This window comes from Viridibacillus sp. NPDC093762 (assembly GCF_050279675.1).
Lineage (GTDB): Bacteria > Bacillota > Bacilli > Bacillales_A > Planococcaceae > Viridibacillus.
Genome location: NZ_JBNNUK010000013.1, coordinates 1 through 26,825, shown reverse-complemented (window position 1 = coordinate 26,825; position 26,825 = coordinate 1). Strand labels below are relative to the sequence as shown.

The following is a 26,825-nucleotide window of genomic DNA, read 5'->3' as shown; positions in this document are numbered from 1 at the left end:
TCATTCTTTTTCTTTTATAGAAGCTTCTTTCATTTTGCGTTCATATTCTGGTTTTAATTCATCCTTCACAGTGCCTTTCCAAGCTTTTACACCTGAAAAGTATGCTGCACGAGCTATAACATGGCCACCAACAGGACCTGTGATGAACAAAAATAAGATACCTAGTAAAATACGAGGATTAAAATGATCTTCTATTAACCAAAAGTGTAAGAACACGCCGATTAAAATACTCATAACACCTAATGTAGCGCTCTTAGAAGCCGCATGTGACCGCGAATATACATCAGGTAGTCTAATAAGGCCAATCGCAGTTACCATGATAAATATAGCCCCAAAAGAGATTGTTAAAACGATTAATATATTAGCGAGAATTGTCACGTTCTATGATCTCTCCTTTTTCTATAAACTTAGAGAAAGCTACAGTACCGATAAAGGATAGAATCGCTAACAGTAAAATAATATCTAAATAGAAACTTGTTTCGATGAAAATGGAAAACAAACCAACTAGAGATATGATAGATACACCTATAGAGTCAAGTGCTATCACACGATCTGGAACAGAAGGTCCTTTTACAAGGCGGTAAACTAATCCGATTAGTGATAGTGTCACAATGACAATAATAGCCCAAATAAAGTACGTCATGAACGACTCACCTCCAGTATGGCCTTTTCAAAGGAATTTTTGATAGAGTCAACTGCTGAATCAACATCGTCAATATCAATTGCATGAATATAAAGTGTTTTCGAATCATCAGACACATGGACAACAATCGTGCCAGGAGTCAATGTTATTAAACTGGACAACAATGTGATTTCCCAGTCTTGTTCTAGTTCAGTTTGCATAGCGAAAAATGCTGGACTCATATCAAGCTTAGGTTTAATAATGACCATAAATACTTGGAAATTAGCGAGTATCAGCTCTTTCATAAACAAAACTACTAGTTTAATCACTGACCAAAATCGACTAATATAAAGACGACTCGTGAAGAAATTTCGCATAATATAAATCATGATCATACCTAATATGAAACCTACTACAAAGTTACTTGAAGCGAAGTTAGTAGACAAGAACATCCATATAAATGCGATAAAGAAGTTTAATAAGATTTGAAAAGCCATCGTCATCTACTCCTTTAACACGGCATCTGTATAAACAGATGGATTATTTAATATATTTCCTGCATCTTGCATAAATGGTGTAATCCATTCTGAACCAACGCCATAAAATACAGTTAGCACTACTAGAATAGCAGTAGGGATAAACATCATTCGATAGTAACCTTTATCCACAGGTTGTAATGGACCTTTCTCTTTGCCCCAAAATGCATAGATGAAAATGCGAATTACAGATAGTAATACAACTAAGCTGGATAATAAAATCCATAAACTCCCCCATAGATTACCTGCTTCAAAACCTCCACGAACGATTAATAGTTTACCAATAAAACCGCTTAATGGTGGGATACCAGCAAGTCCAAATGCTGCGATTAAGTAAAACCAACCTAAAGCAGGGTGGGTTTTCATAAGACCGCCCATTTTTCGTAAATCTGAGGTGCCTGTGACAGCAATGATGATGCCAACTAAGAAGAATAGTGCTGCTTTAATTAGCATGTCATGGATTAAATAAAACATTGCGCCCATTAACGAATTGTCATTCATTTGAGATACCCCAAATAAAATAACACCGACAGCAATAATAATGTTATAAATAATAATTTTCTTCACATCGAAGTATGCTAATGCTCCAATACAGCCAGCGAGAATCGTTAGTACAGATAAAATCATTAGTAGTTCATGCGTAAAGCTCATATCATGTACGAAGAATAACGTATATGTACGAGTTATAGCATAAACGCCAACCTTTGTTAATAACGCTCCAAATAGTGCAAGTACAGGAATAGGAGGAGCGGAATATGAAGATGGTAACCAGAAAAACAGTGGGAAAATGGCTGCTTTTAAACCAAATACAATTAAGAATAAAACAGCAATGACGGTGATAATACCTGGCTGCTGAATGTCCGCAATTTTCACAGCAATATCAGCCATATTTAGCGTTCCTACAACCGAATATAAATAAGCTACTGTAATAACAAAAATAGCAGATGAAATTACATTGACTAAAATATACTTAATGGACTCTCGTAATTGTGCCTTTTCCCCACCAAGAACGATTAACAGGTATGAAGACATTAACAACACTTCGAAGAAAACGAATAGGTTGAAGATATCACCTGTAGTAAAGGCACCATTCACACCGGTCAGCATAAATAAAATACCTGGGTAGTAGAAGAACGATTCACGTTCTTTACCTATCGCTGCAATGCTATACCATACTGTAAAGAAGGTAATTATAACAGATGTTAGGACTAGTAATGCAGATACCATATCTGAAACCATTGTAATCCCGAATGGAACAGGCCAGTCCCCAAATGTTACAACTTGCGGACCTTCGTTTTTTACTTTAAATAACAAGAAAATAGCAGCAACTACTGCAATTGATAAACCTGTCATTGCTCCAGTTCGTTGAAAACGAATATTTTTTGGTGCAAACATCAACAACATTCCAAAGAAGAACGGGATGATGATCGGCAACAATAAGAAATTACTCATCATCTTCATCAGTTCCTCTCATTAAATTCATATCATCCGTGCCAAGCTCTTGATAAGCTCTATAAGCTAGTACTAAGAAGAAAGCAGTAACACCAAAGCTAATAACAATCGCTGTTAAGATTAATGCTTGTGGGATGGCATCAGCCATATCTGTAACGCCTTCTGATAAAACTGGAGGTGCGCTACCGCCTAAACCACCCATTGTTAAAATAAGTAGGTGAGCACCGTGGCTAAGAAGGCCAGTACCAATAATAATGCGAAGTAGACTTTTAGATAGCATTAAGTAGACAGCTGCCATGAATAGAAAACCAATGGCAATGGACATAATGACTTCCATCAATCATCCCCTCCAATCGATTGAATGATTGTCAATGTAACACCAACAACTACTAGATAAACACCTGTATCAAAAAGCATTGCCGTATGCAATTCGGTATCACCAATTAGTGGTAGGTAGAAATGATCGAAATAATGCTTGAAGAAAGGTTTACCCAAAAACATACCTATTGAAGCAGTTCCGAGTGCTAATACTAAACCACTTGCAGTCATAATTGTATAGTTGATCGGTAATAATTTTTGAACAGTTTTTATATCGTAAACTAACAGTAAAAGTACGATGGCGCTTGAAGTAAGTAATCCTCCAACAAATCCACCACCAGGTGCAAAGTGACCAGCTAAAAAAATATGAATTGAAAAGAGAAAGATGATAAAAAATACGACATGCGTAGTCGTTTTTAAAATGACATCATTTGTTTTCATGCTCATTCTCCTTTCTACTTAGGCGGAGTTTAATCATACCTAAGATAGCCATACCAGCAATAGATAACACCGTTATTTCAAATAATGTATCGAATCCACGGTAGTCTACTAAGATCACGTTTACGATATTACCACCACCGGCTAATGTATTGACGGTTTCTTTGTAATACTCCGTAATAGAAGGTACAAGCTTTTGAGATTGTGCAGACAAAGCAACGAGTGTCACCATTACACCAACACCTAATGAGATGATAAAGTTGTTTAAGCGGAATCGAATTCGCTCTTCATGTCGACTAAGTTTCGGTAAATGGTAAAACGCAAGTAAGAATAATGCTACTGATACCGTTTCAATAACGAGTTGTGTTAAAGCTAAATCTGGTGCGTTAAAGATAACGAAGAACAGCGCTACCGTATAACCTACGGCTCCTAACGCAATGATGGCTGTTAAGCGTGATTTTGAGAACAAAACAGTCATAGTGCTAATAATTAGGACAAGAATCAAAATAATCTCATATACATGAATTGGTGCTGTACCTTCCATTGAGAAACTAAAAGCATCTTTTACGAATAAAGTACTAATAGTAATGATAACGATGAAAGAGAACATATAGACTAAGTAATTGCGAATTGAACCAGTCATATAAAGTTTTGAAATAAAATTTAAATCCTTATCTAAGAATGTCATGAATCGGTCGTATAAACGATTTATTGACAGCCAATCTGGTACGATTTTGTATAACTTTTGCCATTTTGGAATCGTTAAGAAAAGCAAGAAACCAACAACGAAAATACCAATGGTCATAAATAACTCAGGTTGAAAGCCATGCCAAGCAGAAATATGGATTGGAACAGCACTAGCTGTGTCATATAAGAATGGTTGGATGGCTAGCACAGCTGGTTTTACAAAAACGTCGCCAATTATATTTGGGATAAAGAATATGATTACCACAAGTGAAGCTAAAATTATTGGTGAAACAAGCATACCAATCGGTGCTTCATGGGCTTTTTTGGGTAATAATTCTGGTTTATATTTACCGGTAAATGTTTTGAATACAAAATAGAAGCTATAAACGAATGTAAAGACACTAGCTATCCAAGCAACGATAGGGAAAATAGTTCCCCAAGTATCCATTGCAAAAAGATTGAAATCTTTTATGGCAAGCATAGATGTTAAGAACATTTCTTTACTTAAAAATCCGTTAAATGGTGGAATACCGGCCATTGAGAAACTGCCGATTGCTGCGACTGTAAAACTAATAGGCATCAGACTCATTAATCCACCAAGCTTGCGAATATCACGTGTACCAGTTTCATGGTCAACAATACCTGCAATCATAAATAGACTACCTTTAAATGTCGCGTGATTTATAAGGTGAAAGATAGCTGCAAAGGCAGCAAATTTAAATACAGTATCCTGCGCTTGATCAACATGGAATGCAACAGCTCCTGCACCAAGCAAAGACATAATTAGTCCTAATTGACTGACAGTTGAAAAAGCTAATATGCCCTTTAAATCTGTTTGCTTTACAGCAAAGAAAGAACCCCAGAATAATGTAAATAAACCGACTCCCATAACGAGCCACACCCAAGTCTCAGAGCTAGCATAAATAGGTGTTAAACGCGCTACTAAATATATACCTGCTTTAACCATCGTCGCAGAGTGAAGATATGCACTAACCGGTGTAGGCGCTTCCATTGCATCAGGTAACCAAATGTAGAATGGGAACTGTGCAGACTTTGTAAATGCTCCTAAAAGAATAAGTACTAGTGATAAGGTGAACCAATCATGTGAAGCAAGTGTTGGAGCTTGTGCGATGAGTTCACGAATGGAGTACGTTTCACCCATGATGGATAAAAGAATGAAACCTCCTAACATCATGAGGCCACCAAATACAGTAATCATCATCGATTTTAAGGCACCAAATCTAGAACGATCACGGTCATACCAATAGCCAATCAATAAGAAAGAAGAAATAGATGTTAACTCCCAAAATAGATATAAGCTAATTAAGTGGTCTGATTGTACAACGCCGAGCATGGCACTCATGAACATTAACAAATAGACATAAAAATTATGTAATTGCTCACGTGTACGATCTAAGTAGAAGATAGAATATAGAACGACTAATGCACCTATTCCCGTAATCAGAAGCGAAAATAATAGGCTTAAGCCATCAATATAGGAGATAAATGAGATATCAAGTGATGGAACCCAATTGACCTTTGAAACAATGGCTTCTCCATGCATCACTCGCGAAATATAAGAGGCATAAATGGCTGCTAACACAACTGGAACAATTAATACAAACCAGCCAGTATGGATTCCTCTTACCTTCTTAAAAAGAACAGGTATAAAGATTGCAGCGATAATTGGTATGAATATAAATAATACTTGTACCAAACAAATCCTCCTTCCAAAAAAGTCTTAATTTGCAGTCAACAAATCATATTATAGCTCATTATAGATCCATTTGCATGGCAAAATCTTTATTGTTACCCTTGATAGTATTGGTATTTATTCGATATTATAAATAGGAAGTAAATAATAAAATAATCGAGGAATTTAGATGAAAAACCCTTATGTTTATGGATATTTACCGCTGATTACGATCATTCTATTTAGTTTAACGTTTGGATTGTATACAGTAACAGAATCCATTGAAGTCTTCAAATCTATTGGTGTATACACAGGTATGCGCGAGTTTTTATCAGAAATACAGTTACGTGTATTTTTGTTAATTGTTTTTGCACTTTGCTATTTTATGTTGTTCTCTGCGTTAAAGTTGATTGGAGAGACAATTCATGAATTAGCAATGCTGTTTTTTTCAAAAGATCTAGATGGTAAAACAGTCGCTGAAGCAAGAGGGGGAAATGTTATTTTCTTCTTTGGAGCCATAGCTTCTGCTTTTGGCATTCAATCGTTCATGTTATTAATGGTTATTTTCTTACTCACTGTTCTTACATACTTTATTTATGTCATTTATAAAATTAGTAATCATATGACGTTTGGTTCAACGATTGGTGTTTTAATATTTGATATTTTACTTTGGAGTATCTTAATAACTTTAATTGTTTATGTCATTTATAAATTGTATAACGGTATTTTAGCAAGTTTACCAATCTAAATGTTGGGAACATAAAAAGCTGTCAGAGGGATAACTAACCCTCGACAGCTTTTTGATTTATTGCATAATATTAGAGAATATACGATGGTGAATTTTGGCGTTTTCAAGCCAGTACATATTTCTAGGACGGTCAAACCCAATCCAAACTGCAGAAGTATAGCGATCTGTTAAGCCGGCAAGCCAATAATCACGATAATCATTAGTAGTACCTGTTTTAGCACCTACATAGGGAGCGTTAATATGAATACCAACTCCCGTTCCATTTTGAACAACGTCCGTTAATAATGTTCGCATATGCTGGACGGTACTAGGTGACCAAACTTGTTTTTGCTTTTGCTCCCACTTATATCGAAGCTTACCATCGCGACTTTGTACTTGACGAATAGCATGGACAGGCTCGTAATCCCCATTAATAAAGCTAGTATAAGCATCAGCTAATTCTAAAGTCGTAACACCATGTGTTAATCCACCTATAGCGGCAGGATAGATGTGATCTGCTTTTGATATTGAATTAAATTGAAATGGCTTCAAGAAGGAAAATGCTTTGTCAGCACCAATTTGATGAAACAAACGCATAGCAACAGTATTGTAACTATTTCGGAAACCTTGTTGAAGAGTTACATTGCCAATCACTTGACCTCCATAGTTTTGAGGGCAATAAGAGCCGATACAGAAAGGCTGACCGCTCACAATTGTATTAGGTGTTGCTGATGTGATTTCAAAATAAGGTGCATAATCAATTAATGGCTTAAATGCAGAACCTGGCTGACGTACTCCCTGAAATGCTCGATTATAATCAAATTTCTCATACCCCTTACCACCATAAATACTAACAATTTCACGACTGTTATTATCAATAACAACGGCTGCTGCTTGTAGATCTTGAGTATAGGAAATAGCTTGATCGATTGCATTCTGATCTGCTGTTTGCTTCTTAGGAGATAGGGCAGTATCGATAATCAGACCATCATTTAACAAAGTATTAACCCTTTTTGTCAGCTTATTATTAATGCCTCTTTTTTCAGCAGTTGTTTTAGCTGCTTTAAGTTGCTTTGTAAATCCTTCTTTGTCGGCGATTAATGATCGCAATTCACTTAATACGTACGTACTATAAGCAGGGTAAAGTTGTTTTTTCTGCTTGATAGAAAGTGTTATTTTTTCTTTTTTAATTTTCTTTCCTTGTTTTGCTGTTAGAATTTCCTTATCTACTAATTTATTGATAAGGCGTTCCTGTCTTTTCTTCGTATTATCAAAATGTTTGACAGGGTCATATAAAGAGGGGTTATTTGGAATGGCAGCTAAAAACGCCATCTCAGCTTTTGTTAGATTATTTACTGGGCGTTGAAAGTAATAAGTTGATGCGCCACCAATACCATAAACGCCATTACTAAAGTACATTTCATTTAAATACATATTTAATATTTCATCTTTAGAAGCTTTTCTTTCTAACTCATATGAATAGAAAATTTCAAGTACTTTTCGTTCATAAGATTTTTCCTCTGATAAATAACGCATGCGAACAAGTTGTTGTGTGATGGTACTCCCACCTTGCGAAGATTCACCACTTGATGAGTTTGCAACAACAGCACGTGCAATGGCACTTAAGTCAAAGCCAATATGTTCATAGAAATGCTCATCTTCACTATATAAAAATAGTTCTTGAACAAACTCTGGAATATCCGCAAGTTTCATAGGTTTGCGCCATTCCGTATATTCCTCTGAAAAGGTATCTTTATTTTGATCTCTTAAGACAGTTGGAAGGAGTGAGTTTGTCTCATCTAATTGAATGGAAGATGTGAATTTTTTATCCAAAGTATTAGCTGTATTCTTCTCTATTGAAATTTGATTGATTAGAAAAAACAGTAGAGGAATACAGAGGATAATAATAAGACTACCAACTAATTTTCTCAATGATACCCCCCTTAATTTAACTTTTCTGTATGTATAGTAAGGTTAAAGAAATGAAAACGCTCATAAAAAAGAATAGCACATTTTACAAGAAGGCTGTAAAAAAATATAGTAATTCACTGCCGTAATCTAATAAAAATATGCTATCCCAATTTACGATTCCAAAATGTCTTCTAAATGCTGTTTTGGATATTTACGCGTCCATCTTAATATAATGAAAGCTATTAAAAATAATGAGCCTGTGACGTAGAAAACAGAAGAAATCCCGATATAGCCACTAACGATTCCTCCAAATGTTGGACCAATAATATTCCCTAGGAAACGAAAGCTTGTATTATAGCCCATGACTTCACCCTGGATATCTATAGGTGCTTCGCGACGTATTAGAGCCGTAGTAGTAGGAATTAGACCACCAACTGCAATCCCGAATAACAATCTCAGTCCCATCAATTGCCAAAGTGATGTCACAAACGCTTGTGGAATGATGAAAATAACAGCTATTGCTAAAAGAATGGTTAACACTTTTTCATATCCTATTTGGTCACCAAGCCGACCCCAAAATCTTGCGAATAATAAGTTCCCGACTCCCGCAGCACTAAAGGTCAGTCCAGCTAGAAAGGCCACTTGCCCACTAGTTGTTAAATCGGATACATAAAGAGAAAGTAAAGGCTGAATACTGAAATTTCCGATTTGAATAAGACTAGTAATCATCATGACGTTAAATAATAATCGATGATGGAATATGCCTTTTAATACTGCTAGTCGAGAGTATACAATTGAATTTTTCTTTTTCACTTTTTGGATTTCACGGACACCGAATATGATAAGTAGGGCGGCAGTTGCGATGGAAATCGAAGTAATAATAAACGTATACTGAAAACCGAATTCATCTGCCAACAAACCACCGACAACCGGACCGAAAAGTGTCCCCGTTACACTCCCCATTTGTAGAGTACCTAGGGTTTTCCCTGCAACTTCTTTTGGTGTTTGTCTACTTATAAACGCAAGAGATGTCGGGATGAATCCAGTTACAATACCCATGAATAAGCGTAATAAGAAAAACTGTTCTACACTTTGTACATGTCCCATAAAGAAAATACTTATCGATATGCCAAAGCCATTAATAATTAAAATTGGTTTATAACCATACTTATCTGCAACTCGGCCCCAGATAGGTGACATTAAAAAAGCAGACACGAATGTGGCACCAAAGATTAAACCTGCCCATTTTTGGACATAACTTTCGGTGAAATTGCCCATCGTTTCAATGTATAATGAAAGAAAGGGCATAATCATAGTAGTTGTTCCTGCAACTAACAAGTTAGCAAACCATATAATGATAAAATTGCGTTTTTGCTGTGGATTCATTTGAGCACTTTCTTTCGCTGTATTATTTGGTCTATTCGTAGTATAAAGCATTATGAATATTGAATGAAGCTCTTCAAATGCTAATGGTAGAGTTTTTAACTGAAAAATAGTGTGAATTATGATAGACTATGACGAGGTATCCAAGTAGTATACGCAACCTCAAAGTGTTGGAGTTATTAAGGTTGCGATGGTGGGATAACCCCACTTTAAAAATTACTTTTATTTTCCCATTAAAAAGGGTAACTAAACATTCACGATTTTAAAGGAGAGTATATCATGTATCCACAATTAACAACTGAAGTACAAGCAAACGAAGCATTAGTAGAAATGAAAACGACTTTAGGTTCAATCAAGATTAAATTATTCCCAGAGCATGCCCCTAAAACAGTTCAAAACTTTTTAACTCACGCTGAAAATGGTTATTATGACGGTATCATTTTCCACCGTATTATTAAAGACTTCATGATTCAAGGTGGAGACCCAACTGGTACAGGTATGGGCGGAGAAAGCATTTATGGATCAACTTTCGAAGATGAATTTTCAAATGACTTATTCAACATTCGTGGTGCTTTATCAATGGCTAACGCTGGTCCAGGTACAAATGGAAGCCAATTCTTCATCGTTCAAATGCCATCAGTTCCTGCTAACATGATCGGACAAATGAAAGATGCTGGCTATCCAGAAGAAATTATCGCTGCATATACAGAAAACGGTGGTACACCTTGGTTAGACCACAAACATACTGTATTCGGTCAAGTTGTAGAAGGTATGGACATCGTTGATAAAATGGCTGATGTAGAGAAAGATATGCGTGACAAACCACTTGAAGATATTTCAATTCAATCAATCGAAGTTCTTCAAAAATAATAATTGGAGTGTTCTCAGATGAAAACTTTGGTATTAAATGAGTTTCTCTATTTTCCTGAAGACAAATCGGAGTATCTTCCGGCAGCAATTGAATTAGCAATTATTTTAGTTCTTTGTGTCGCTGTGTTTTTTACAGTTAAAAAATTGGCAAAAAAACAAGAGCTTAAAACAAAAGTGCTAGAGGAAGAAATTCTTCAAAATCGTCAACAAGACGTAAAACAAAACCAGTCGAATTAGATTCGACTGGTTTTTCTTTACTTATTTAAATGCTTTTATAAAACGTACAATGCCATCTTGTACTGTTGCTTTTGAACAAGCTACATTCATACGAACGAATCCGCGACCTGATTCCCCGTATTTAGAACCTGGATCTAAAGCTAGTTGCCCAGTATGTAACAAGCGTTCCATCACTTCATGTTCTTCTAAACCAGTTTCACGGTAGTCAATCCATAACAAGTATGTACCTTGAGGTTTTGCAATTTTAATACCAGGAACTGCAGCTGGAATCTGCTCAATAACAAGATCCATATTAGCTGACACATATAACAACAACTCAGTTAACCATTCTTCACCTTCAGTATATACGGCTCTCAGTGCATCAATAGCAAAGATGTTAGGTCCCATTTGACCATGTGAAGCAGCATTTTGTAATAGTTTATCTCGCATAGAATCGTCAGAAACAATCATCATAGCTACTTGTACACCTGCTAAGTTAAATGTTTTCGTTGGTGCCATACAAGTAATAACACGAGCAGACTCTTCACCAGCAATTTTTGCGAGAGGAATATGCTTTTGACCATCGAGTATTAAGTCTGCGTGAATTTCATCTGACAAAATCAGTACATTATATTTTGCACAAATTCGAAGCATCTCTCGTAAATCGCCCTCACTCCAGACGATTCCCCCTGGATTGTGTGGGTTACATAAAATGAATAACTTCACTGCTTCTTTTGCTGCACTTTTTTCAAATGCTTCAAAGTCTAGTAAATAATGACCATCTTTTTCTACCATTACACACTCTTCCATCTCACGTTTTAACGCAAGCGGAACATTAGTAAATGGAGGATAAACAGGCGGAGTGATTAAAATCTTGTCTTTGGGTTTTGTATAAGTTTCAACAATTGATGCAATAGCAGGGACAACACCACTATGATAGAGCACCCAATCCTTTTCAATTGTCCAATTATGTCGCTTTTCAACCCAATTGACGAACGTTGCAGTTGTTGCATCATCTGCAACTGAATAACCTAACACAGGGTGCTCCAAACGCTCACGGATGGCTTTAGTTACTACTTCAGGAGCAGCAAAGTCCATATCTGCAACCCACATTGGTAAGATATCTGCTGTATCTTCAATTTGGTAAATTGCCTCCATCATATCCCATTTTAAAGAGTTTGTATCTCGTCTATCAATCACTTGGTCAAATCTACTCAAGCATATCCCTCTTTTCTTTTTTTATATCTATGTTATCATAACCATTAAAGATGAAAAGTAAATAGGTGAAAAAATATGGAGAATATTGCAATGAATAGAAAGGCTATACATATTCTTTCAGAGTGGGACCCTTTTGAAATGGAGAATTTCACTTATGATACAGAAGCAGCCGATGTCGTAGCGGAATTACAGCATATCGATGATCCAACTGTACTAGGTAAGAAAATTCAAGAAATTTACGAGCAATCATTCGAAAAATGGATTCCTATCGAAGAATGTATCGGAATTTCATATAAGCTATTAGCAGTAAAATTCGAAGCCAAATGCATCTTATAAACGAAAAAGCCTTATTGCTCGATGAAAATCGAGCAATAAGGCTTTTTTTACTTAATGAAATTGTAAACCGTCAGTTAAGTTAGACAAAGGTACTTCCAATGCATTTGAAAGCTTGAAAATTGTCTCTTTTGAAGGAATATCTTCTCCAGATTCATAGCGCCCTAATTTCTCTGCACCAACACAAACTTGTAAAGATAATTCCTCGAGTGAAATATTACGTTCACCACGAAGTTGGCGAAGCTGAGTATGAAAATCTTGATTCATCATAATAAATAAAGCACTCCTTTCAAATCGTCTACAATAATAATTAAATTATAACACGGCTTGAGTGAAGAGATTTCTAACGTTAGTGACAGAAAAATGACGTTATCTAAAGAATACGCTTTGGATAAAGACAATAACAATTGCAATTGGAGCGACGAATCGAACAAGAATACGCCAAGTTTTGAATATCCAATCTTTTGTGTTCAATTCAGCAGCAGCGTCTGCTTTTGAAATTTTATAACCTGCGAAAATAGCGACAAGTAATGCGCCTATTGGCATACCAATATTATTCGTAAGGAAATCAGCTGAATCAAAAATCGATAAACCGAAAATTTTAACATCGGACAATACACCAAAAGATAATGCACTAGGAATACCAACAATGAAAATCCCAAAGCCGCATAGCCATGAATATTGCTTACGTTTATCATATTTTGAACCCATCGCAGTTGCTACAACAATTTCTAACATAGCAATTGCAGACGTCACAGTCGCGAATAATAATAAGATAAAGAAAATGATCATAAACAATGAGCCGAAAGGAATTTGCTGGAATACAGCAGGTATAATAATAAATACTAGACCTGGACCTTGGTCAGGGGAGTAACCTAGAGCAAACACTGCAGGGAAGATTACTAAACCTGCTAATAGTGAAATACCGATATTCATCCCTGCAACATTTATTGCTGAGCTCCCTATTTTCGTTTCTTTTGATAAGTAAGAAGCATAAGTCAGCATAGCTGAGACCCCGACACTTAAGGAGAAGAATGCTTGTCCTAAAGCCATCAATAATGTTTTACCTGTGAAATATGACCAATCAGGTACGAACATAAATTTAATGCCCTCAATTGCACCATCTAATGTTAAAGAACGTATAACTAATACGATAAAGAAAATAAATAGTAGTGGCATCATCCATTTACTTGCTTTTTCAATTCCGTTTTTCACTCCACCCTGTACAATCCAGACAGTAAGGAATAAGAACACAGCTTGGGCAATGACAACTTCCCAAGGATTAGAAGTTATAGAGGCAAATAGCTCTCCATAATAATCTTCACCACTACCAGATAATTCAAAAGAAATTGCACGAACAATATAACTTAATATCCACCCACCAACAACACTGTAGAAGGATAAGATAATAGCAGAAAATATAAAACCTGCCCAACCAGTTAAAAACCAGCGTGTACCTGGAGCTTGTTTTTTAAATGAGGAAACAGCATCTGTTTGACCACGTCTACCAATCATAAATTCAGCCACTAGTATTGGCAGCCCAATAATTAATGTACATATAATAAATAGCAATATAAAGACACTACCGCCATTAGTACCAGCCATATACGGAAACTTCCAAATAGCCCCTAAACCGATGGCGCTACCAGCTGCCGCTAAAATAAACCCTATCTTTGACGCAAATTGATCCCTGTTTGACACTTTTTATGTCCTCCTTTTAGTAAGGATTTTTTTATTCTACCTCAATCAATTAGAAAAAAGTATAGGATTTTGTGAAACAAAATTGAAAGTTCTATCGTATCACCAACAGGACAACAGAGAGCGAGGGGGAACAATGCTAGATAAGGAACTAATCGCTAAAGCGCAAAGTGGTGATTTAGAATCATATAGTTTACTTATGCAGCTCCATCATAGAACCGTTGAAAAGTTTGCTTTTCAATGTGGAGTTCATACACATGACATACCAGATGTAACTCAAGAAGTATTTATAAAGCTATACCGCTTTTTGCACCAATTTAATCACGAGAGATTCACAACTTGGCTATATAAAATCACTTTAAATGCAACGCGCGATTATTATCGCAAGGAAACGCGTGAAGTGGCCAAGGAACATAGATTGACACAAAACAGTTCGAAACATACATACACACCTTCAGCTGAAGAGCGAATTTTAGTCTTTGAAGAGGACCAGAAACTACATCAAGCCATTTTGCAACTTGATGAAAAATACCGCCATCCTATCGTGCTCTACTACTTTCATGAACTAACATACGAACAAATAGCTGATGTATTAAATATATCGTTATCATCAGTCAAGACGCGTCTTCTGCGTGCTAAAGAGCAGTTGAAAAGGGAGTTATCAAAGATCGGAGGTGCCAATAGTGGACGATAAACAATTTGAAGATCGTATGAAACTACTGAAAAAATCCTATGACAAGGTGCCTTCGCAATTTCAATTGGAAAAAATAGTTGGGCAAATTGAAAGTGAAAATCAACAATTACAAACTATAGAGCAAATAAAAAAGCCAAGAAAAAATAGACAAAAACTAATTGCTTGGGCTATCAGTATCGCGAGTATTTTTATACTAAGTATTTTAGGTGCTACCTTCTTATTTGAAAATAAAAAACAAATGCAACAGGGAAGTGATGGACAATATACATTCGCAGAAGTATTTGAGGACATTGAAAAAGATTATCCAGTGGCGAGAGAAAAGAATCGTAAGCTTTTGAAAATGAAGGAAAAAGATTTTGTAGAATTAGGTTTTGTAAACTCGGCCGATTCAAGGTATGACTTTTATAAAAAACTATCGAAAGATGAAGACAGGAAAATGCTTTATTCAGAAAATCAAAAAGATGAATATTACAAGGAAGCTATGAGAAGTATTCAGCTACCTCAACAATTGCTGTATACAACAATGGCTAATGAAACAACACTTACAGACACGGAAGCAAGGGTGTATATATCTGAATATTACGACCGTTCCAGAGACCTTATAAATTACTACAATAATTTATTTATGGAACATAGCGAAGATTTAGATTTTGTAAGAGAAGACGGTAATCTGGAGTGGAAGAGGCTATTCATGAACAAGGATAAACTTCCGCAGATATTGCAAAATGCTATCGATAGTGCAGAGATTCAAAATTTGGGTTTGAAAATCGTGTACAACAATGTGATTTTTGGTTTTAATTCAGATGTAACGACTGCGAAGCTGGAGGGTACAGTCACGGCACGTCTACTAGATTATTTTACTATTTTGCATGGAAAACCATTTACTTATGGTGGCGATTTAGTTCATTCAATTGATGAAACAGTTTTTTTAATAAATACAATAGAAAAAACATGGAGTTTGGCGGATCAGCAATTATCTTTCTTTGATGAGTTAAAAGGTGATTATACGAATGCGGTCTACTCCTTATTAAAAGGTTCAAATAGTAATCCCGTTATGGATGCTACCGGTAAGGTGAATAAGGAGTATCGTGATGCTTGGTTAAATTTATTAGAGAATGATCCGAAATTTGCACCAACACTAGTTTATTTAAAGCCAATTGTGGATGAGTTTGAAGCATCAAATTGGACTTCATCAAAGCATTGGGAAAACCTCCAATTTAGTGACATTGAGGATGCAGTCAATCATTCACTATATGAGTCATTTATAAGTACTTCTGATGCGAATTATTCAGAAATAGAGAAAACGATAGGCACCAATTTTGAATCCCGTATCCATTCATATTATAAATTATTTTCAGAGACTCATAATCAGGCTGTGTTAAAGGATGCCAAAGCACTTGAAGTTGTTGGATTATACTATTACAGTTTTATGAAGGGGGATTATGATACAGTGTATGAACTTTTCGTAAAAGGAGAGAAGTATGGAGTACCATCAAAGGAAAAACTTGAAGGTATATCGTTTGGTGAATATTTGGGAAAGAATACTCGTCTAAGTGAAATATTTGAGAGAATGACTTTTGTTCAGCTTGAAACGGATAGAGATGATGATGTACAGGGGGTTGCTCGCATTGTAAGGAAAAAAGAAGACGAGATAGATTTACTTAATGTATGTGAGTTCAGACTAATCAAAGAAGAAAATGGTTGGCGTATCCCATTAAATCCAACAAAGTGATTTTTTGCCCATACTATACCACTATGTTATAATTTAACATGAATATAGTGTATATATAGCTACAGAAGGTAGGAAGGGCTTATGGCAGACAAATATGTAGTAGGAGATGTGTTAACTGGTAAGATAACAGGAATACAACCCTATGGTGCTTTCGTTGCTCTTGACGAAAATACCCAAGGACTTGTGCATATTTCTGAAATTACGTACGGCTTCGTAAAAAACATTGTAGAACTTTTATCGGTTGGTCAGGAAGTACAAGTAAAGGTACTTGAAATCGATGAAAATGCGAGCAAAATCAGCTTATCCATTCGTGCACTGCAGGAACGCCCCCCGATGAAACGCAAAGAAAACGCGCCAAGAAAATCTTTACAAGCGCGTGTAGACGAAAAAGATGCAGTTGGTTTCAATTCATTAAAAGAAAAGTTACAAGATTGGATCGATCAATCCGGTATAAAAGGTTAAATGAAAAGGGTTCACATTAATGTGAACCCTTTTTTTATTTCTTCATTTTTCGAATACGATATTGTAAATTTTGTCTGCTCATCCCAAGTGCATTGGCTGTTTTCGTGATATTTCCTTCATACATATTCAATGCTTTTTGCAAATAGTATTCTTCAGCTTCTCGTAAATACTCATCAAGCGGTAGTAGTTCTTTCGTATTTTGTACGACAAAATAGGATGCATCGTGTGAAGTGTCCCGCAATGCTTGTACCTTCCATTTGAAATGGAGTGGCAGCATTTCAAATGTGATCAATTCCTCTGTCGTAACCATTGAGACAATTTCCTCAAGCAGAATTTCTAATTCCTTTAAATTGCCCGGCCAATCATACAGATGGAAAAGTTCATTGACCTCATTAGACAAGTCTTGAATATTAGAACCGAAACGTTGACGATGAAGTTTCAGGAAGTTCTCTATAAATGGTTTAATATCGTCTCTTCTTGAATGGAGTGGAGGCACATTAATCGTGACGGATGCGAAAAAGTAATAGAGTTCTTTTAACAGTTGGCCTGAAGCAATTAAATCTATAGGATCTCCACCAATACTAGCGATAAACATATGGTTTTTCATATGGTTCTCTTCTAATAGCTGTAATAACTTTTCCTGTAACGTTAAAGATAAAAATTCAATACGTTCGCAGAATATCGTGCAATTTTGAAGTGAATTCGTACTTTCATATAGTTTTTCTAAAATGGCTGAATCTGAACGCTGACAGAAAATTGTGATGAAATGTTGATTCACAGGATCTAAATTATGATGGATACCTTCAGCAATTAAGTCTTTACCAGTACCAGATTCCCCGATTAAAAGTACAGGAAGTCGTGCTGTTGCAGCTTTTTCGGCTGTTTGAATAACTGCCTTCATAGGTGGAGAAACAGCGGTAATACTAGAAAAAGTAATAGGCTCTCCATAACGTCTTAGCGGTTGGTAAACGAGCTTTTCAAGTGTAGTAATATCACGAGCGAACTCTATGGCCCCGATTAGTGCATCATTTTCAAAAACAGGAAATGTATCATTAATCGTGGTAATTTCCTGGCCATTATGATTCCAATAGGTTTGTTTTACATTAAGTACTTTTTTGCCAGTTTGTAAAACTTGAAGTAACGTACTTTCCTCTTGCTCAAATTGAAAGAGTTCTAAAATAGAACGGTCTAGAACATCCTTCAAATTCAAACCCTCAATATCTTTCATTTTGTCGTTATAAATAATCGTTTGCCCTTGGGCATTTACTGCATGGATGCCAACGGAAGCATGTTCTGTTGCATGGCGGTAAAAGGGTGTTAAGTCGTTGTCAATTGGTTTCATTTTTTATCACCTTGAAATTTTTTTATAATTTTAAATATTTTTTACTTGAAAAACGCAACAATCTTTTGCATTATTATAAGTGTAAACAATTTATAAATGCAAATTATTTTTGCACTCACATCACAAGGGAGGATTACAAATGATTCCGTACAAACATGAACCATTTACAGATTTCTCTAAAGAAGAGAACAACACAGCTTATTTAGAGGCTTTAAAAAAGGTGGAAGGATATCTTGGGGAAGAATATCCGTTAATCATCGGTGGAGAACGTATTACAACGAATGATCAAATCGTTTCATATAATCCAGCAAATATAGAAGAAGTTATCGGCTCAGTTTCAAAAGCTAACAAAGAATTAGCTGAGAAAGCGATGCAAGTAGCAGATGAAGCTTTTCATACATGGAAGAAAGTAAAACCTGAAATTCGTGCAGATGTATTATTCAAAGCAGCGGCGATTATTCGTCGCCGTAAGCATGAGATTTCTGCACTTTTAACAAAAGAAGCAGGTAAACCTTGGAATGAGGCTGATGCTGATACAGCAGAAGCAATAGACTTCTTAGAATATTACGGTCGACAAATGTTACGACTAAAAGACGGTCAACCAGTTGAAAGTCGCCCAGGTGAATTCAACCGTTATGACTATATTCCATTAGGAGTAGGTGTAGTCATCTCACCTTGGAACTTCCCATTCGCAATTATGGCAGGTACAACAGTAGCTGCTGTAGTAACAGGGAACACAGTACTTTTAAAACCAGCATCTACAACTCCAGTAGTTGCTTATAAATTCGTAGAAATTCTTGAAGAAGCTGGATTACCAGCAGGCGTTGTTAACTACATTCCAGGATCAGGTGCAGAAGTAGGAGACTATTTAGTAGATCATCCGAAAACACGCTTCATTAGTTTCACTGGTTCTCGTGATGTGGGCTTACGTATTAACGAGCGCGCTTCAAAATTAAATGAGGGTCAAATTTGGCTGAAACGTGTAATCGCTGAAATGGGCGGTAAAGATACTATTGTTGTTGATAAAGAAGCAGATTTAGAACTTGCTGCACAATCAATCGTAAAATCAGCATTTGGCTTTAGCGGTCAAAAATGTTCAGCATGTTCAAGAGCTGTCATTGTAGAAGATGTTTATGATGAAGTAGTATCTCGTGTTGAAGAATTGACAAAAGGCTTATCAGTTGGAGATCCAACAGATTTATCAAACTTCACTGGACCAGTAATCGATGCTGCTGCATTCGAAAAAATTACTAGCTACATTGAAATTGGTAAAGAAGAAGGCCGAATTGTTGCCGGAGGCACTGCAGATAATTCAAAAGGATTCTTCGTAAATCCAACAGTAATTGTTGATGTGACTCCAGAAGCGCGTGTGATGAAGGAAGAAATATTCGGTCCAGTAGTAGCTATAGCAAAAGCTAAAGACTTCGATGAAGCATTAGCTATTGCAAATGATACTGAATATGGATTAACAGGTGCAGTCATTACAAAAAATCGTATGAATCAAGAAAAAGCACGTGAAGATTTCCATGTAGGGAATTTATACTTCAACCGTGGTTGCACAGGAGCAATCGTAGGTTACCAACCATTCGGAGGCTTTAACATGTCTGGAACAGATTCTAAAGCAGGCGGACCGGATTATTTACAATTGCATATGCAAGCAAAAACAACTTCGGAGACACTTTAATAAGTACGTATCACAAAGGTTTTAATGAGAAAAACAAAAAGGCAGACTATTGTACATATGTCTGTCTTCTATAAAGAAAATAGTGAACGTTAGAAAGCCTACGTTAATATTTTAGGGGGATTAATAATGACAAAGACACATGAGATTATTAAGCAAACAGAAACATTTGGTGCACCAAACTATTTGCCACTGCCAATCGTTATTTCAGAAGCAGAGGGAGTATGGGTAAAGGATCCAGAAGGAAATAAATTTATGGATATGCTTTCAGCTTATTCTGCTGTAAACCAAGGACATCGCCATCCAAAAATCATTCAAGCATTAAAAGATCAAGCAGACCGTGTGACATTAACATCTCGTGCTTTCCATAGTGATCAACTTGGGCCTTGGTATGAGTTAGTTTGTGAAGTAACTGGAAAAGAAATGGCATTACCTATGAATACAGGTGCAGAAGCTGTAGAGACTGCATTTAAAGCAGCGAGACGTTGGGCTTACGATGTAAAAGGTGTAGCAACGGGTCAAGCAGAAATCATAGCATGTAATGGGAACTTCCATGGTCGTACAATGACTGCAGTATCTCTGTCTTCAGAAGCAGAGTATAAAAGAGGCTTCGGACCAATGTTACCTGGTATTAAATTAGTAGATTACGGTGATTTAGATGCTTTAAAAGCAGCTATTACACCAAATACTGCTGCGTTTTTAGTAGAACCGATTCAGGGAGAAGCAGGTATTGTTATTCCACCAGCAGGTTATTTAAAAGCAGCACGAGATTTATGTCTTGAAAATAACGTATTATTTATCGCTGATGAAATTCAAGCAGGTTTAGCTCGTACAGGGAAAATGTTTGCATGTGAGTGGGAAGATGTAAATCCTGACATGTACATTTTAGGTAAAGCTTTAGGTGGGGGAGTTTTCCCAATTTCATGTGTTGTCGCTAGTAAAGAGATTTTAGGTGTCTACAATCCAGGATCACACGGTTCTACATTTGGAGGTAATCCAATTGCATGTGCTGTTTCGATTGCAGCATTAAATGTGTTAAAAGAAGAAAAGCTTGCTGAACGTTCATTAGAGCTAGGAAATTATTTCATGGATGAGTTAAAGAAAATTGATAATGATGCGATAAAAGAAGTGAGAGGACGCGGTTTATTCATTGGAATGGAGTTAAATGAATTAGCACGTCCATACTGTGAGAAGTTGATGACACTAGGTTTATTATGTAAAGAGACACATGATACAGTGATTCGTTTTGCACCACCACTAATTATTTCAAAAGAAGAATTAGATTGGGCAATTGAAAAAATCAAAAAAGTCTTTACAAAATAAGCTGAAATATATCCCATAATCACTGGAACTATGTTACAATGTTTGCGATATACAGTATAAAAAAACATTATGAATAAAGAGGCGAGAAAATCAATGGCAGAAAATCTTAACCTGTTTACATCAACACAGGCGGTTATTCACGAAGCTCTTCACAAGCTAGGCTACGATGAGGGAATGTATGAACTTTTAAAAGAGCCACTACGCATGCTAGAAGTACGTATACCAATTAAAATGGATGATGGCAAAGTGAAAGTCTTCACAGGCTACCGTGCACAACATAATGATGCAGTAGGCCCTACAAAAGGTGGCGTGCGCTTCCATCCTCAAGTTTCTGAAGATGAAGTTAAAGCGCTTTCAATGTGGATGACTTTAAAAGCAGGTATTGTTGATTTACCTTATGGTGGTGGTAAAGGTGGTATCATATGTGATCCACGTCAAATGTCTATGGGAGAAATTGAAAGACTAAGTCGTGGCTACGTTCGTGCTATTAGCCAATTCGTTGGACCAACAAAAGATATTCCTGCTCCAGACGTTTTCACGAACTCACAAATCATGGCATGGATGATGGATGAATATAGTCGTATTGATGAATTCAACTCTCCAGGTTTCATCACAGGTAAACCTATTGTATTAGGTGGTTCACAAGGTCGTGACCGCGCAACTGCACAAGGTGTTACAATTGTGATTGAAGAAGCAGCTAAACGTCGTAATATTGACATTAAAGGTGCACGTGTTGTTATCCAAGGATTTGGTAACGCAGGTAGTTTCCTAGCTAAATTCATGAGTGATTTAGGTGCTAAAGTTATTGGTATCTCTGATGCTCACGGAGCTTTGCATGATCCAGAAGGTCTGGACATTGATTATTTACTAGATCGTCGTGACAGTTTTGGTACTGTTACAACTCTTTTTGAAAATACAATCTCTAATAAAGAACTACTTGAACTAGATTGCGATATTTTAGTTCCTGCTGCGATTGAAAACCAAATTACTGCGGACAATGCGCATAATATATGTGCAAGTATTGTAGTAGAAGCAGCAAATGGCCCTACAACTTCAGAAGCGACTAAAATTTTAAATGACCGTGGCATTCTACTAGTACCAGACGTACTAGCAAGTGCTGGGGGCGTTACAGTTTCATACTTTGAATGGGTTCAAAACAACCAAGGCTATTACTGGTCAGAAGAGGAAGTAAATGAAAAACTTCTTAAGAAAATGGTTGATGCATTTGATAATGTTTATACAGTTGCAACAACGCGTGGTATTGACATGCGTTTAGCAGCCTATATGGTAGGTGTACGCAAAACTGCGGAGGCTTCACGCTTCAGAGGTTGGGTATAATAGCTAACTTGAAAAGTAAACCCCAAGGGCATGTTAATGTTCTTGGGGTTTTTTGTGCATATTGATAATTACATTGTACGAGCAACTTGAGGTTCTGAACGCTCTATTTCTTCTGATGGTCTAAAGAGTATCCACAAATTCACTAGACCAGCAATTCCTAAAATAGTATAGACGATTCGCGATACCACACTAGCTTGTCCACCAAAAAGACTTGCGACAACATCAAATTGAAATAAGCCAATAACACCCCAATTTAAAGCACCGATAATAGTGAAAAATAAGGCCGTTCTTTGTAAAACGCTCATCATAACACCTCCTCTAATAGCTAGAGTGTGTTGTGAAGTCAGAAATCATACGAGTTTTTATTTAATAAAGTAAATGCTCTTACTAGGTAGCTCTAAACAATTCAATTGACCGCCAAAAACGGCGCCACCATCAATACCGATAATATTATTTTGTCCAAAATAAACATCATGATTATTTTCACTTTTGTGCAAATTGGAAGTGGGCGTATGTCCAAATACTACTGTTTTACTGCCTGTATAACCGTTATGAAATTCTTCTCGAATCCAAATAAGTGTTTCTTTTTCGGTTTCACTTACAGGGATATGAGGATCAATACCTGCATGCACGAATATATAATCTTCGTCTTCTATATATGTATGTAGATTTTTTATGAATGCCAAATGCTCATCAAGCTGGGCAGATTGTAATTGTGGAACAGTGAACTGCTCACCTTCCCAACTTCCTTGAATCTCTTCCTTAGAAAAGCCGTAGCTAAGTAAGGTTTCTTTTCCGCCACATCGTTCAGTCCAATGTTTCCAAGCGTATTCAGTTTGTTCCATAAAAGCTTTTTCCATTAAATTTTCATGATTACCAATTAAAACAATTGCTCCGTTTTGCTGTAATTTCATGACTAAATCTAACACATCGGCAGAATTAGGTCCTCGATCAATATAATCACCAAGTAAAACTAATCTGTCTTCATCTGGAGAATAATTTGCAAGAGTTAAAAGATCTTGGAATTTTTCGAATTCACCATGTATATCGCTAATTAGTATTGTTTTTTGCATTTTCATCACTCTTTTCAATTGGTTAAGTATAAAAGGGACGCACGTTACTAAAGCGCTGGTAACAATGCGTCCCGATTTTTTCTTTTACTTCATATTATTTGGGTGATCGTCAATGTGATTCCAATTTGTAATACCATCATCTTCGTCGAAGGCGATTGTCACTTTTGAAACTTTAGTTTGAGATAATAAAATCTTCATCAAGTGGTCCCGAATATCATCAACCTCAGCAAAAGTGAGAGTAGGGTCTATTTCAGCAAGAACCTCTACGTGTAAAAACTCACCTTCCTTTACTACCTCTAACTTTTGTATATCGCGCACATTTTTATCTTCCCATAATAAATGTGCGATATGGTTTAGCATTTCTTCATCCGTTTCACCAATTACTCCACGAGCATTTTCTAAAAATATCACACCAACTACGTAGAACATCATGAGACCAATTAGAATTGAAGCAATACCTTCAGCTTGCAAGAATCCAGTAAAGTGCGCGATTATTACAGCTACAAAAGCCAAAATTCCACCTGAAGTTGCTACTAAATCTTCCATAAAGACAAGTTTTGTTGCAGGTTTTGCTCGGTTTAAAAGGGGAAAGGCTTTCGGTAGGGCCGAAAAAAAAGTAGCTGACTCATTTGACTCATGAATAATTTCTTTCGCAGCTTTCATTAATACAAGACCTTCTAATATAATGCCAATTGCTAAAACGCTTAAACTGATCCACAGCCCATTCGAAGTAGCAGGGTGAGTAATTTGATGCCAGCCTTCTTTAATTGTTTCGTAAGATAATATTCCTACTATAAGAACAGCGCCTAAACATACTAAGTTAACAACACGCCCAAAACCTTTTGGGAATTGTCGAGTAGGTGCTTTTTTAGATAAAGCAGAGCCTATGAAAACAAAGAATTGATTGGCAGAATCACCTAGTGAATGCATCATTTCTGCAAACATTGCAACGTTTCCTGTAAAGAAGAAAGCGACTCCTTTTAACACTCCTAAAAACAAATTGACTAAAGCCGCTAATAGCGAGGGTTTATTTCCTTTTTTTAATAAGTTCCAAACATTAACCATAAAATGCCTCCTCTAAGACAGGATTTCAATTTCAATTTCTTCTATATAAGATTGTTCACGGATACTGTTATACAATGAAATAGTATCTTTTTTGGGAAGAGATGAAAAGCGTAAATCAACTTCATGCTTATATTCATTATTCTCTAGACGAATATCTTTAATACGCATATTATCTACATCCATATCATTCTTCTGTAAAAATAGTAATATATCATTGATATGTTGTATATCTTTGACGCCTATTTTCAGAGATACTTCACGCATACGCAGACGTTTTGGTCCAAATTTCATAAAAATAGGCGCAAGGACTTCTACACCAATCATAACAATAACAACAGCAATAATAGCTTGCCCATAAAATCCAGCTCCAACAGCGATGCCAATTCCTGCTGCACCCCAAATCATAGCTGCAGTTGTTAAGCCGCTTATATTATCATTACCTCTGCGTAAAATGACCCCAGCACCTAAAAAACCAATGCCACTTACTATTTGAGCCGCTAAGCGAAGAGGATCCATAGTGACATTTATACCTGGTACCGGTTTAGCATTATAAACCGATTCAATAGAAATGATTGTTAATAAACAGCTAAATGTAGCAATAACTAAACTTGTTTTCAATCCAACAGGCTTTCTTTTCAATTCTCTTTCAATACCAATGACTAAACTCAATGTAGCGGCAACAATCAATTTAATAAACATTTCATGAGTTAAAGTGTTATCCAGTAAGAAATTCAAATTAGTATTCCTCCTTTATTTCATTTTCCTTATTTCGAACATATCTACTCAATTCAAATATAGAAACATCTAGTATTCGTATTGTACACTATGGATATGGAAAATTTACCTTTTATAGAAATTGTTAATCGTAGAAAAAATAATAACGATTCATATATTCCGATTTTTATCGGTGTTTTCCTAAATTCTGACCTTACTAGTTATGTTACGCTTGTAGGTCGTACAGATTACAGCTTCATAATTTTTATCGAATGGTTTTTAGAGTTTGTTTATTTCTTCAACATTATTTATGAAATATAAGCATGAAATACCCTGATTAAAAAGAAGTAATTGGATGTATGTAGAGTGTTTCGATCCATTCTACGCTTTGAAACAATAAGTTACACCTATGTAGCAAGTTCAACAGTAATAAACTTTGCTTTTTTAGGAATGTGATTTTATTCTAAAACGCAATAATTTGATTGTATTGTAATGATAGACTATGTACTAATAAGTAGGGAATGAAGATTTAAATGTAAGTAGTTCAGGTTTTTTGGTAATTTGCTTGCATTGGGGGCTTGTATATTTTCAACTGGGTATTTATAATTCGTGAAAGGCATTCGCCAAATGTTACATATACAATGAATATTTAGTTGGCTAATGCGATTGCTTTATTCGTCTATCTTCTTATATAAGAAGAACCATGTTGACAATCTTTAATTGATTCGTGTTACTTTGCTATAGTAGTTATAGTACCCAATTTGTTAATTTTTTTTATGAATCTTTATAATAGGCGAGTATGAAAGTGATTTCAATAGTGGACCAATTTGAAACAATTGGAGCGGTAATTATAAAGTACATTCTAATTAATGAAATAACTAATGCATTCTAAAGTAATAGGTAACGTGATTGTAACAGCATGTATTATGCTATGTGAAATTAATGAAAAAAGATTATAAAGTTATTTTAAAAAAACTGTTGATTTTTAAAATAAGATGATGTATAGTAATAAATGTCGTTAAGACGTGCTACGAATTATGAATATAACATCTTAAAAAACTTTTTCAAAAAAGTATTTGACAAAGAAAACAGATGATGATAAGATATTGAAGTCGCTTATGAAACGGCAACGAAATGAACCTTGAAAACTGAACATGCAAGACGTTAATCAATAAATGTTTTTGAACATCAACTCTGTTGGTGAATCAAAACAAAAATAGATATCATCTTCGGATGATACGCTAGCAAAGCTAATGAGCTTTCAAACTACTTTTATGGAGAGTTTGATCCTGGCTCAGG

Annotated in this window: 27 protein-coding genes; 10 read left to right on the top strand and 17 right to left on the bottom strand. The window is 35.9% G+C overall.

What is annotated here, in order from left to right; genetic code table 11:
- From mnhG to ACQKM9_RS15355, 7 genes are read right to left on the bottom strand one after another with little or no spacing between them, the layout of a single operon-like run.
- Complete coding sequence (mnhG, locus tag ACQKM9_RS15385) at positions 1 to 378, bottom strand: monovalent cation/H(+) antiporter subunit G (RefSeq protein ID WP_038188527.1); 378 nt, start codon at positions 376 to 378, stop codon at positions 1 to 3.
- On the bottom strand, positions 362 to 643 hold the full coding sequence (locus ACQKM9_RS15380) for a Na(+)/H(+) antiporter subunit F1 (RefSeq protein ID WP_427735224.1): 282 nt from the start codon (positions 641 to 643) through the stop codon (positions 362 to 364). Before ACQKM9_RS15380 ends, mnhG begins: the two co-directional genes overlap by 17 nt.
- Entirely contained in the window at positions 640 to 1,119 is a 480-nt protein-coding gene (locus ACQKM9_RS15375) for a Na+/H+ antiporter subunit E (RefSeq protein WP_427735223.1), read from the bottom strand. The genes ACQKM9_RS15380 and ACQKM9_RS15375 overlap by 4 nt, the downstream gene beginning before the upstream one ends.
- Positions 1,120 to 1,125: 6 nt before the next feature.
- The gene (locus tag ACQKM9_RS15370) at positions 1,126 to 2,610 is read right to left on the bottom strand and encodes a Na+/H+ antiporter subunit D (protein ID WP_427735298.1); all 1,485 of its coding nucleotides are present in this window, start codon (positions 2,608 to 2,610) and stop codon (positions 1,126 to 1,128) included.
- Entirely contained in the window at positions 2,603 to 2,947 is a 345-nt protein-coding gene (locus ACQKM9_RS15365; RefSeq protein ID WP_427735222.1) for a Na(+)/H(+) antiporter subunit C, read from the bottom strand. Before ACQKM9_RS15365 ends, ACQKM9_RS15370 begins: the two co-directional genes overlap by 8 nt.
- Positions 2,947 to 3,369 (bottom strand): Na(+)/H(+) antiporter subunit B, encoded by a 423-nt coding sequence (locus ACQKM9_RS15360; protein WP_427735221.1) that lies wholly within the window; start codon positions 3,367 to 3,369, stop codon positions 2,947 to 2,949. The genes ACQKM9_RS15365 and ACQKM9_RS15360 overlap by 1 nt, the downstream gene beginning before the upstream one ends.
- Positions 3,356 to 5,770, bottom strand: a complete 2,415-nt coding sequence (locus ACQKM9_RS15355; RefSeq protein WP_427735220.1) for a Na+/H+ antiporter subunit A — start codon at positions 5,768 to 5,770, stop codon at positions 3,356 to 3,358. Before ACQKM9_RS15355 ends, ACQKM9_RS15360 begins: the two co-directional genes overlap by 14 nt.
- A gap of 166 nt (positions 5,771 to 5,936) precedes the next feature.
- On the opposite strand from ACQKM9_RS15355, the gene ACQKM9_RS15350 reads away from it, so the two are divergent.
- Complete coding sequence (locus ACQKM9_RS15350; RefSeq protein ID WP_427735219.1) at positions 5,937 to 6,494, top strand: DUF5366 family protein; 558 nt, start codon at positions 5,937 to 5,939, stop codon at positions 6,492 to 6,494.
- 57 nt (positions 6,495 to 6,551) lie between these two features.
- Here ACQKM9_RS15350 and ACQKM9_RS15345 read toward each other — a convergent pair whose 3' ends face one another.
- Together ACQKM9_RS15345 and ACQKM9_RS15340 are read right to left on the bottom strand one after the other, a co-directional pair.
- On the bottom strand, positions 6,552 to 8,405 hold the full coding sequence (locus ACQKM9_RS15345) for a transglycosylase domain-containing protein (protein ID WP_427735218.1): 1,854 nt from the start codon (positions 8,403 to 8,405) through the stop codon (positions 6,552 to 6,554).
- 150 nt (positions 8,406 to 8,555) lie between these two features.
- Positions 8,556 to 9,770, bottom strand: coding sequence for an MFS transporter (locus ACQKM9_RS15340; protein WP_427735297.1), 1,215 nt, complete (start codon positions 9,768 to 9,770; stop codon positions 8,556 to 8,558).
- Between the two features lie 276 nt (positions 9,771 to 10,046).
- Here ACQKM9_RS15340 and ACQKM9_RS15335 point away from each other — a divergent pair, with 276 nt between their 5' ends.
- Complete coding sequence (locus tag ACQKM9_RS15335; protein ID WP_193740827.1) at positions 10,047 to 10,637, top strand: peptidylprolyl isomerase; 591 nt, start codon at positions 10,047 to 10,049, stop codon at positions 10,635 to 10,637.
- Between the two features lie 18 nt (positions 10,638 to 10,655).
- Positions 10,656 to 10,874, top strand: coding sequence for a hypothetical protein (locus ACQKM9_RS15330; RefSeq protein WP_427735217.1), 219 nt, complete (start codon positions 10,656 to 10,658; stop codon positions 10,872 to 10,874).
- Positions 10,875 to 10,895: 21 nt separating this feature from the next.
- On the opposite strand, the gene ACQKM9_RS15325 is transcribed toward ACQKM9_RS15330, so the two are convergent.
- Entirely contained in the window at positions 10,896 to 12,071 is a 1,176-nt protein-coding gene (locus ACQKM9_RS15325) for a MalY/PatB family protein (RefSeq protein WP_427735216.1), read from the bottom strand.
- Between the two features lie 75 nt (positions 12,072 to 12,146).
- Here ACQKM9_RS15325 and ACQKM9_RS15320 point away from each other — a divergent pair, with 75 nt between their 5' ends.
- Complete coding sequence (locus tag ACQKM9_RS15320) at positions 12,147 to 12,407, top strand: DUF1871 family protein (RefSeq protein ID WP_427735215.1); 261 nt, start codon at positions 12,147 to 12,149, stop codon at positions 12,405 to 12,407.
- Between the two features lie 51 nt (positions 12,408 to 12,458).
- Here the strand turns inward: ACQKM9_RS15320 and ACQKM9_RS15315 are convergent, their stop codons facing one another.
- Together ACQKM9_RS15315 and ACQKM9_RS15310 are read right to left on the bottom strand one after the other, a co-directional pair.
- Positions 12,459 to 12,674, bottom strand: a complete 216-nt coding sequence (locus tag ACQKM9_RS15315) for a helix-turn-helix domain-containing protein (RefSeq protein ID WP_427735214.1) — start codon at positions 12,672 to 12,674, stop codon at positions 12,459 to 12,461.
- A 99-nt stretch (positions 12,675 to 12,773) separates the two neighbouring features.
- A complete protein-coding gene (locus ACQKM9_RS15310; protein ID WP_427735213.1) occupies positions 12,774 to 14,105 on the bottom strand; it encodes a sodium-dependent transporter in 1,332 nt (443 codons plus the stop codon).
- Between the two features lie 133 nt (positions 14,106 to 14,238).
- Here ACQKM9_RS15310 and ACQKM9_RS15305 point away from each other — a divergent pair, with 133 nt between their 5' ends.
- From ACQKM9_RS15305 to yugI, 3 genes are all read left to right on the top strand, one after another.
- On the top strand, positions 14,239 to 14,796 hold the full coding sequence (locus ACQKM9_RS15305) for an RNA polymerase sigma factor (RefSeq protein WP_427735212.1): 558 nt from the start codon (positions 14,239 to 14,241) through the stop codon (positions 14,794 to 14,796).
- Positions 14,786 to 16,528 (top strand): hypothetical protein, encoded by a 1,743-nt coding sequence (locus tag ACQKM9_RS15300; RefSeq protein WP_427735211.1) that lies wholly within the window; start codon positions 14,786 to 14,788, stop codon positions 16,526 to 16,528. Before ACQKM9_RS15305 ends, ACQKM9_RS15300 begins: the two co-directional genes overlap by 11 nt.
- 81 nt (positions 16,529 to 16,609) lie before the next feature.
- The gene (yugI, locus tag ACQKM9_RS15295) at positions 16,610 to 16,990 is read left to right on the top strand and encodes a S1 domain-containing post-transcriptional regulator GSP13 (RefSeq protein ID WP_427735210.1); all 381 of its coding nucleotides are present in this window, start codon (positions 16,610 to 16,612) and stop codon (positions 16,988 to 16,990) included.
- A gap of 34 nt (positions 16,991 to 17,024) precedes the next feature.
- On the opposite strand, the gene ACQKM9_RS15290 is transcribed toward yugI, so the two are convergent.
- Entirely contained in the window at positions 17,025 to 18,332 is a 1,308-nt protein-coding gene (locus ACQKM9_RS15290) for a sigma 54-interacting transcriptional regulator (protein ID WP_427735209.1), read from the bottom strand.
- Between the two features lie 139 nt (positions 18,333 to 18,471).
- Between ACQKM9_RS15290 and pruA the strand changes: the two genes are divergently transcribed.
- From pruA to ACQKM9_RS15275, 3 genes are all read left to right on the top strand, one after another.
- Entirely contained in the window at positions 18,472 to 20,016 is a 1,545-nt protein-coding gene (gene pruA, locus ACQKM9_RS15285; protein WP_427735208.1) for an L-glutamate gamma-semialdehyde dehydrogenase, read from the top strand.
- Between the two features lie 126 nt (positions 20,017 to 20,142).
- Entirely contained in the window at positions 20,143 to 21,336 is a 1,194-nt protein-coding gene (locus ACQKM9_RS15280; RefSeq protein ID WP_427735207.1) for an ornithine--oxo-acid transaminase, read from the top strand.
- A 93-nt stretch (positions 21,337 to 21,429) separates the two neighbouring features.
- On the top strand, positions 21,430 to 22,674 hold the full coding sequence (locus ACQKM9_RS15275) for a Glu/Leu/Phe/Val family dehydrogenase (RefSeq protein ID WP_427735205.1): 1,245 nt from the start codon (positions 21,430 to 21,432) through the stop codon (positions 22,672 to 22,674).
- Between the two features lie 68 nt (positions 22,675 to 22,742).
- Here ACQKM9_RS15275 and ACQKM9_RS15270 read toward each other — a convergent pair whose 3' ends face one another.
- The 4 genes from ACQKM9_RS15270 to ACQKM9_RS15255 form a co-directional block, all read right to left on the bottom strand.
- Positions 22,743 to 22,979, bottom strand: a complete 237-nt coding sequence (locus ACQKM9_RS15270) for a DUF378 domain-containing protein (RefSeq protein WP_427735204.1) — start codon at positions 22,977 to 22,979, stop codon at positions 22,743 to 22,745.
- 57 nt (positions 22,980 to 23,036) lie between these two features.
- The gene (locus ACQKM9_RS15265) at positions 23,037 to 23,747 is read right to left on the bottom strand and encodes a metallophosphoesterase family protein (protein ID WP_427735203.1); all 711 of its coding nucleotides are present in this window, start codon (positions 23,745 to 23,747) and stop codon (positions 23,037 to 23,039) included.
- Positions 23,748 to 23,831: 84 nt separating this feature from the next.
- Positions 23,832 to 24,812 (bottom strand): cation diffusion facilitator family transporter, encoded by a 981-nt coding sequence (locus ACQKM9_RS15260; protein WP_427735202.1) that lies wholly within the window; start codon positions 24,810 to 24,812, stop codon positions 23,832 to 23,834.
- A 12-nt stretch (positions 24,813 to 24,824) separates the two neighbouring features.
- On the bottom strand, positions 24,825 to 25,547 hold the full coding sequence (locus ACQKM9_RS15255) for an MgtC/SapB family protein (protein WP_427735201.1): 723 nt from the start codon (positions 25,545 to 25,547) through the stop codon (positions 24,825 to 24,827).
- Between the last annotated feature and the right edge of the window lie 1,278 nt (positions 25,548 to 26,825).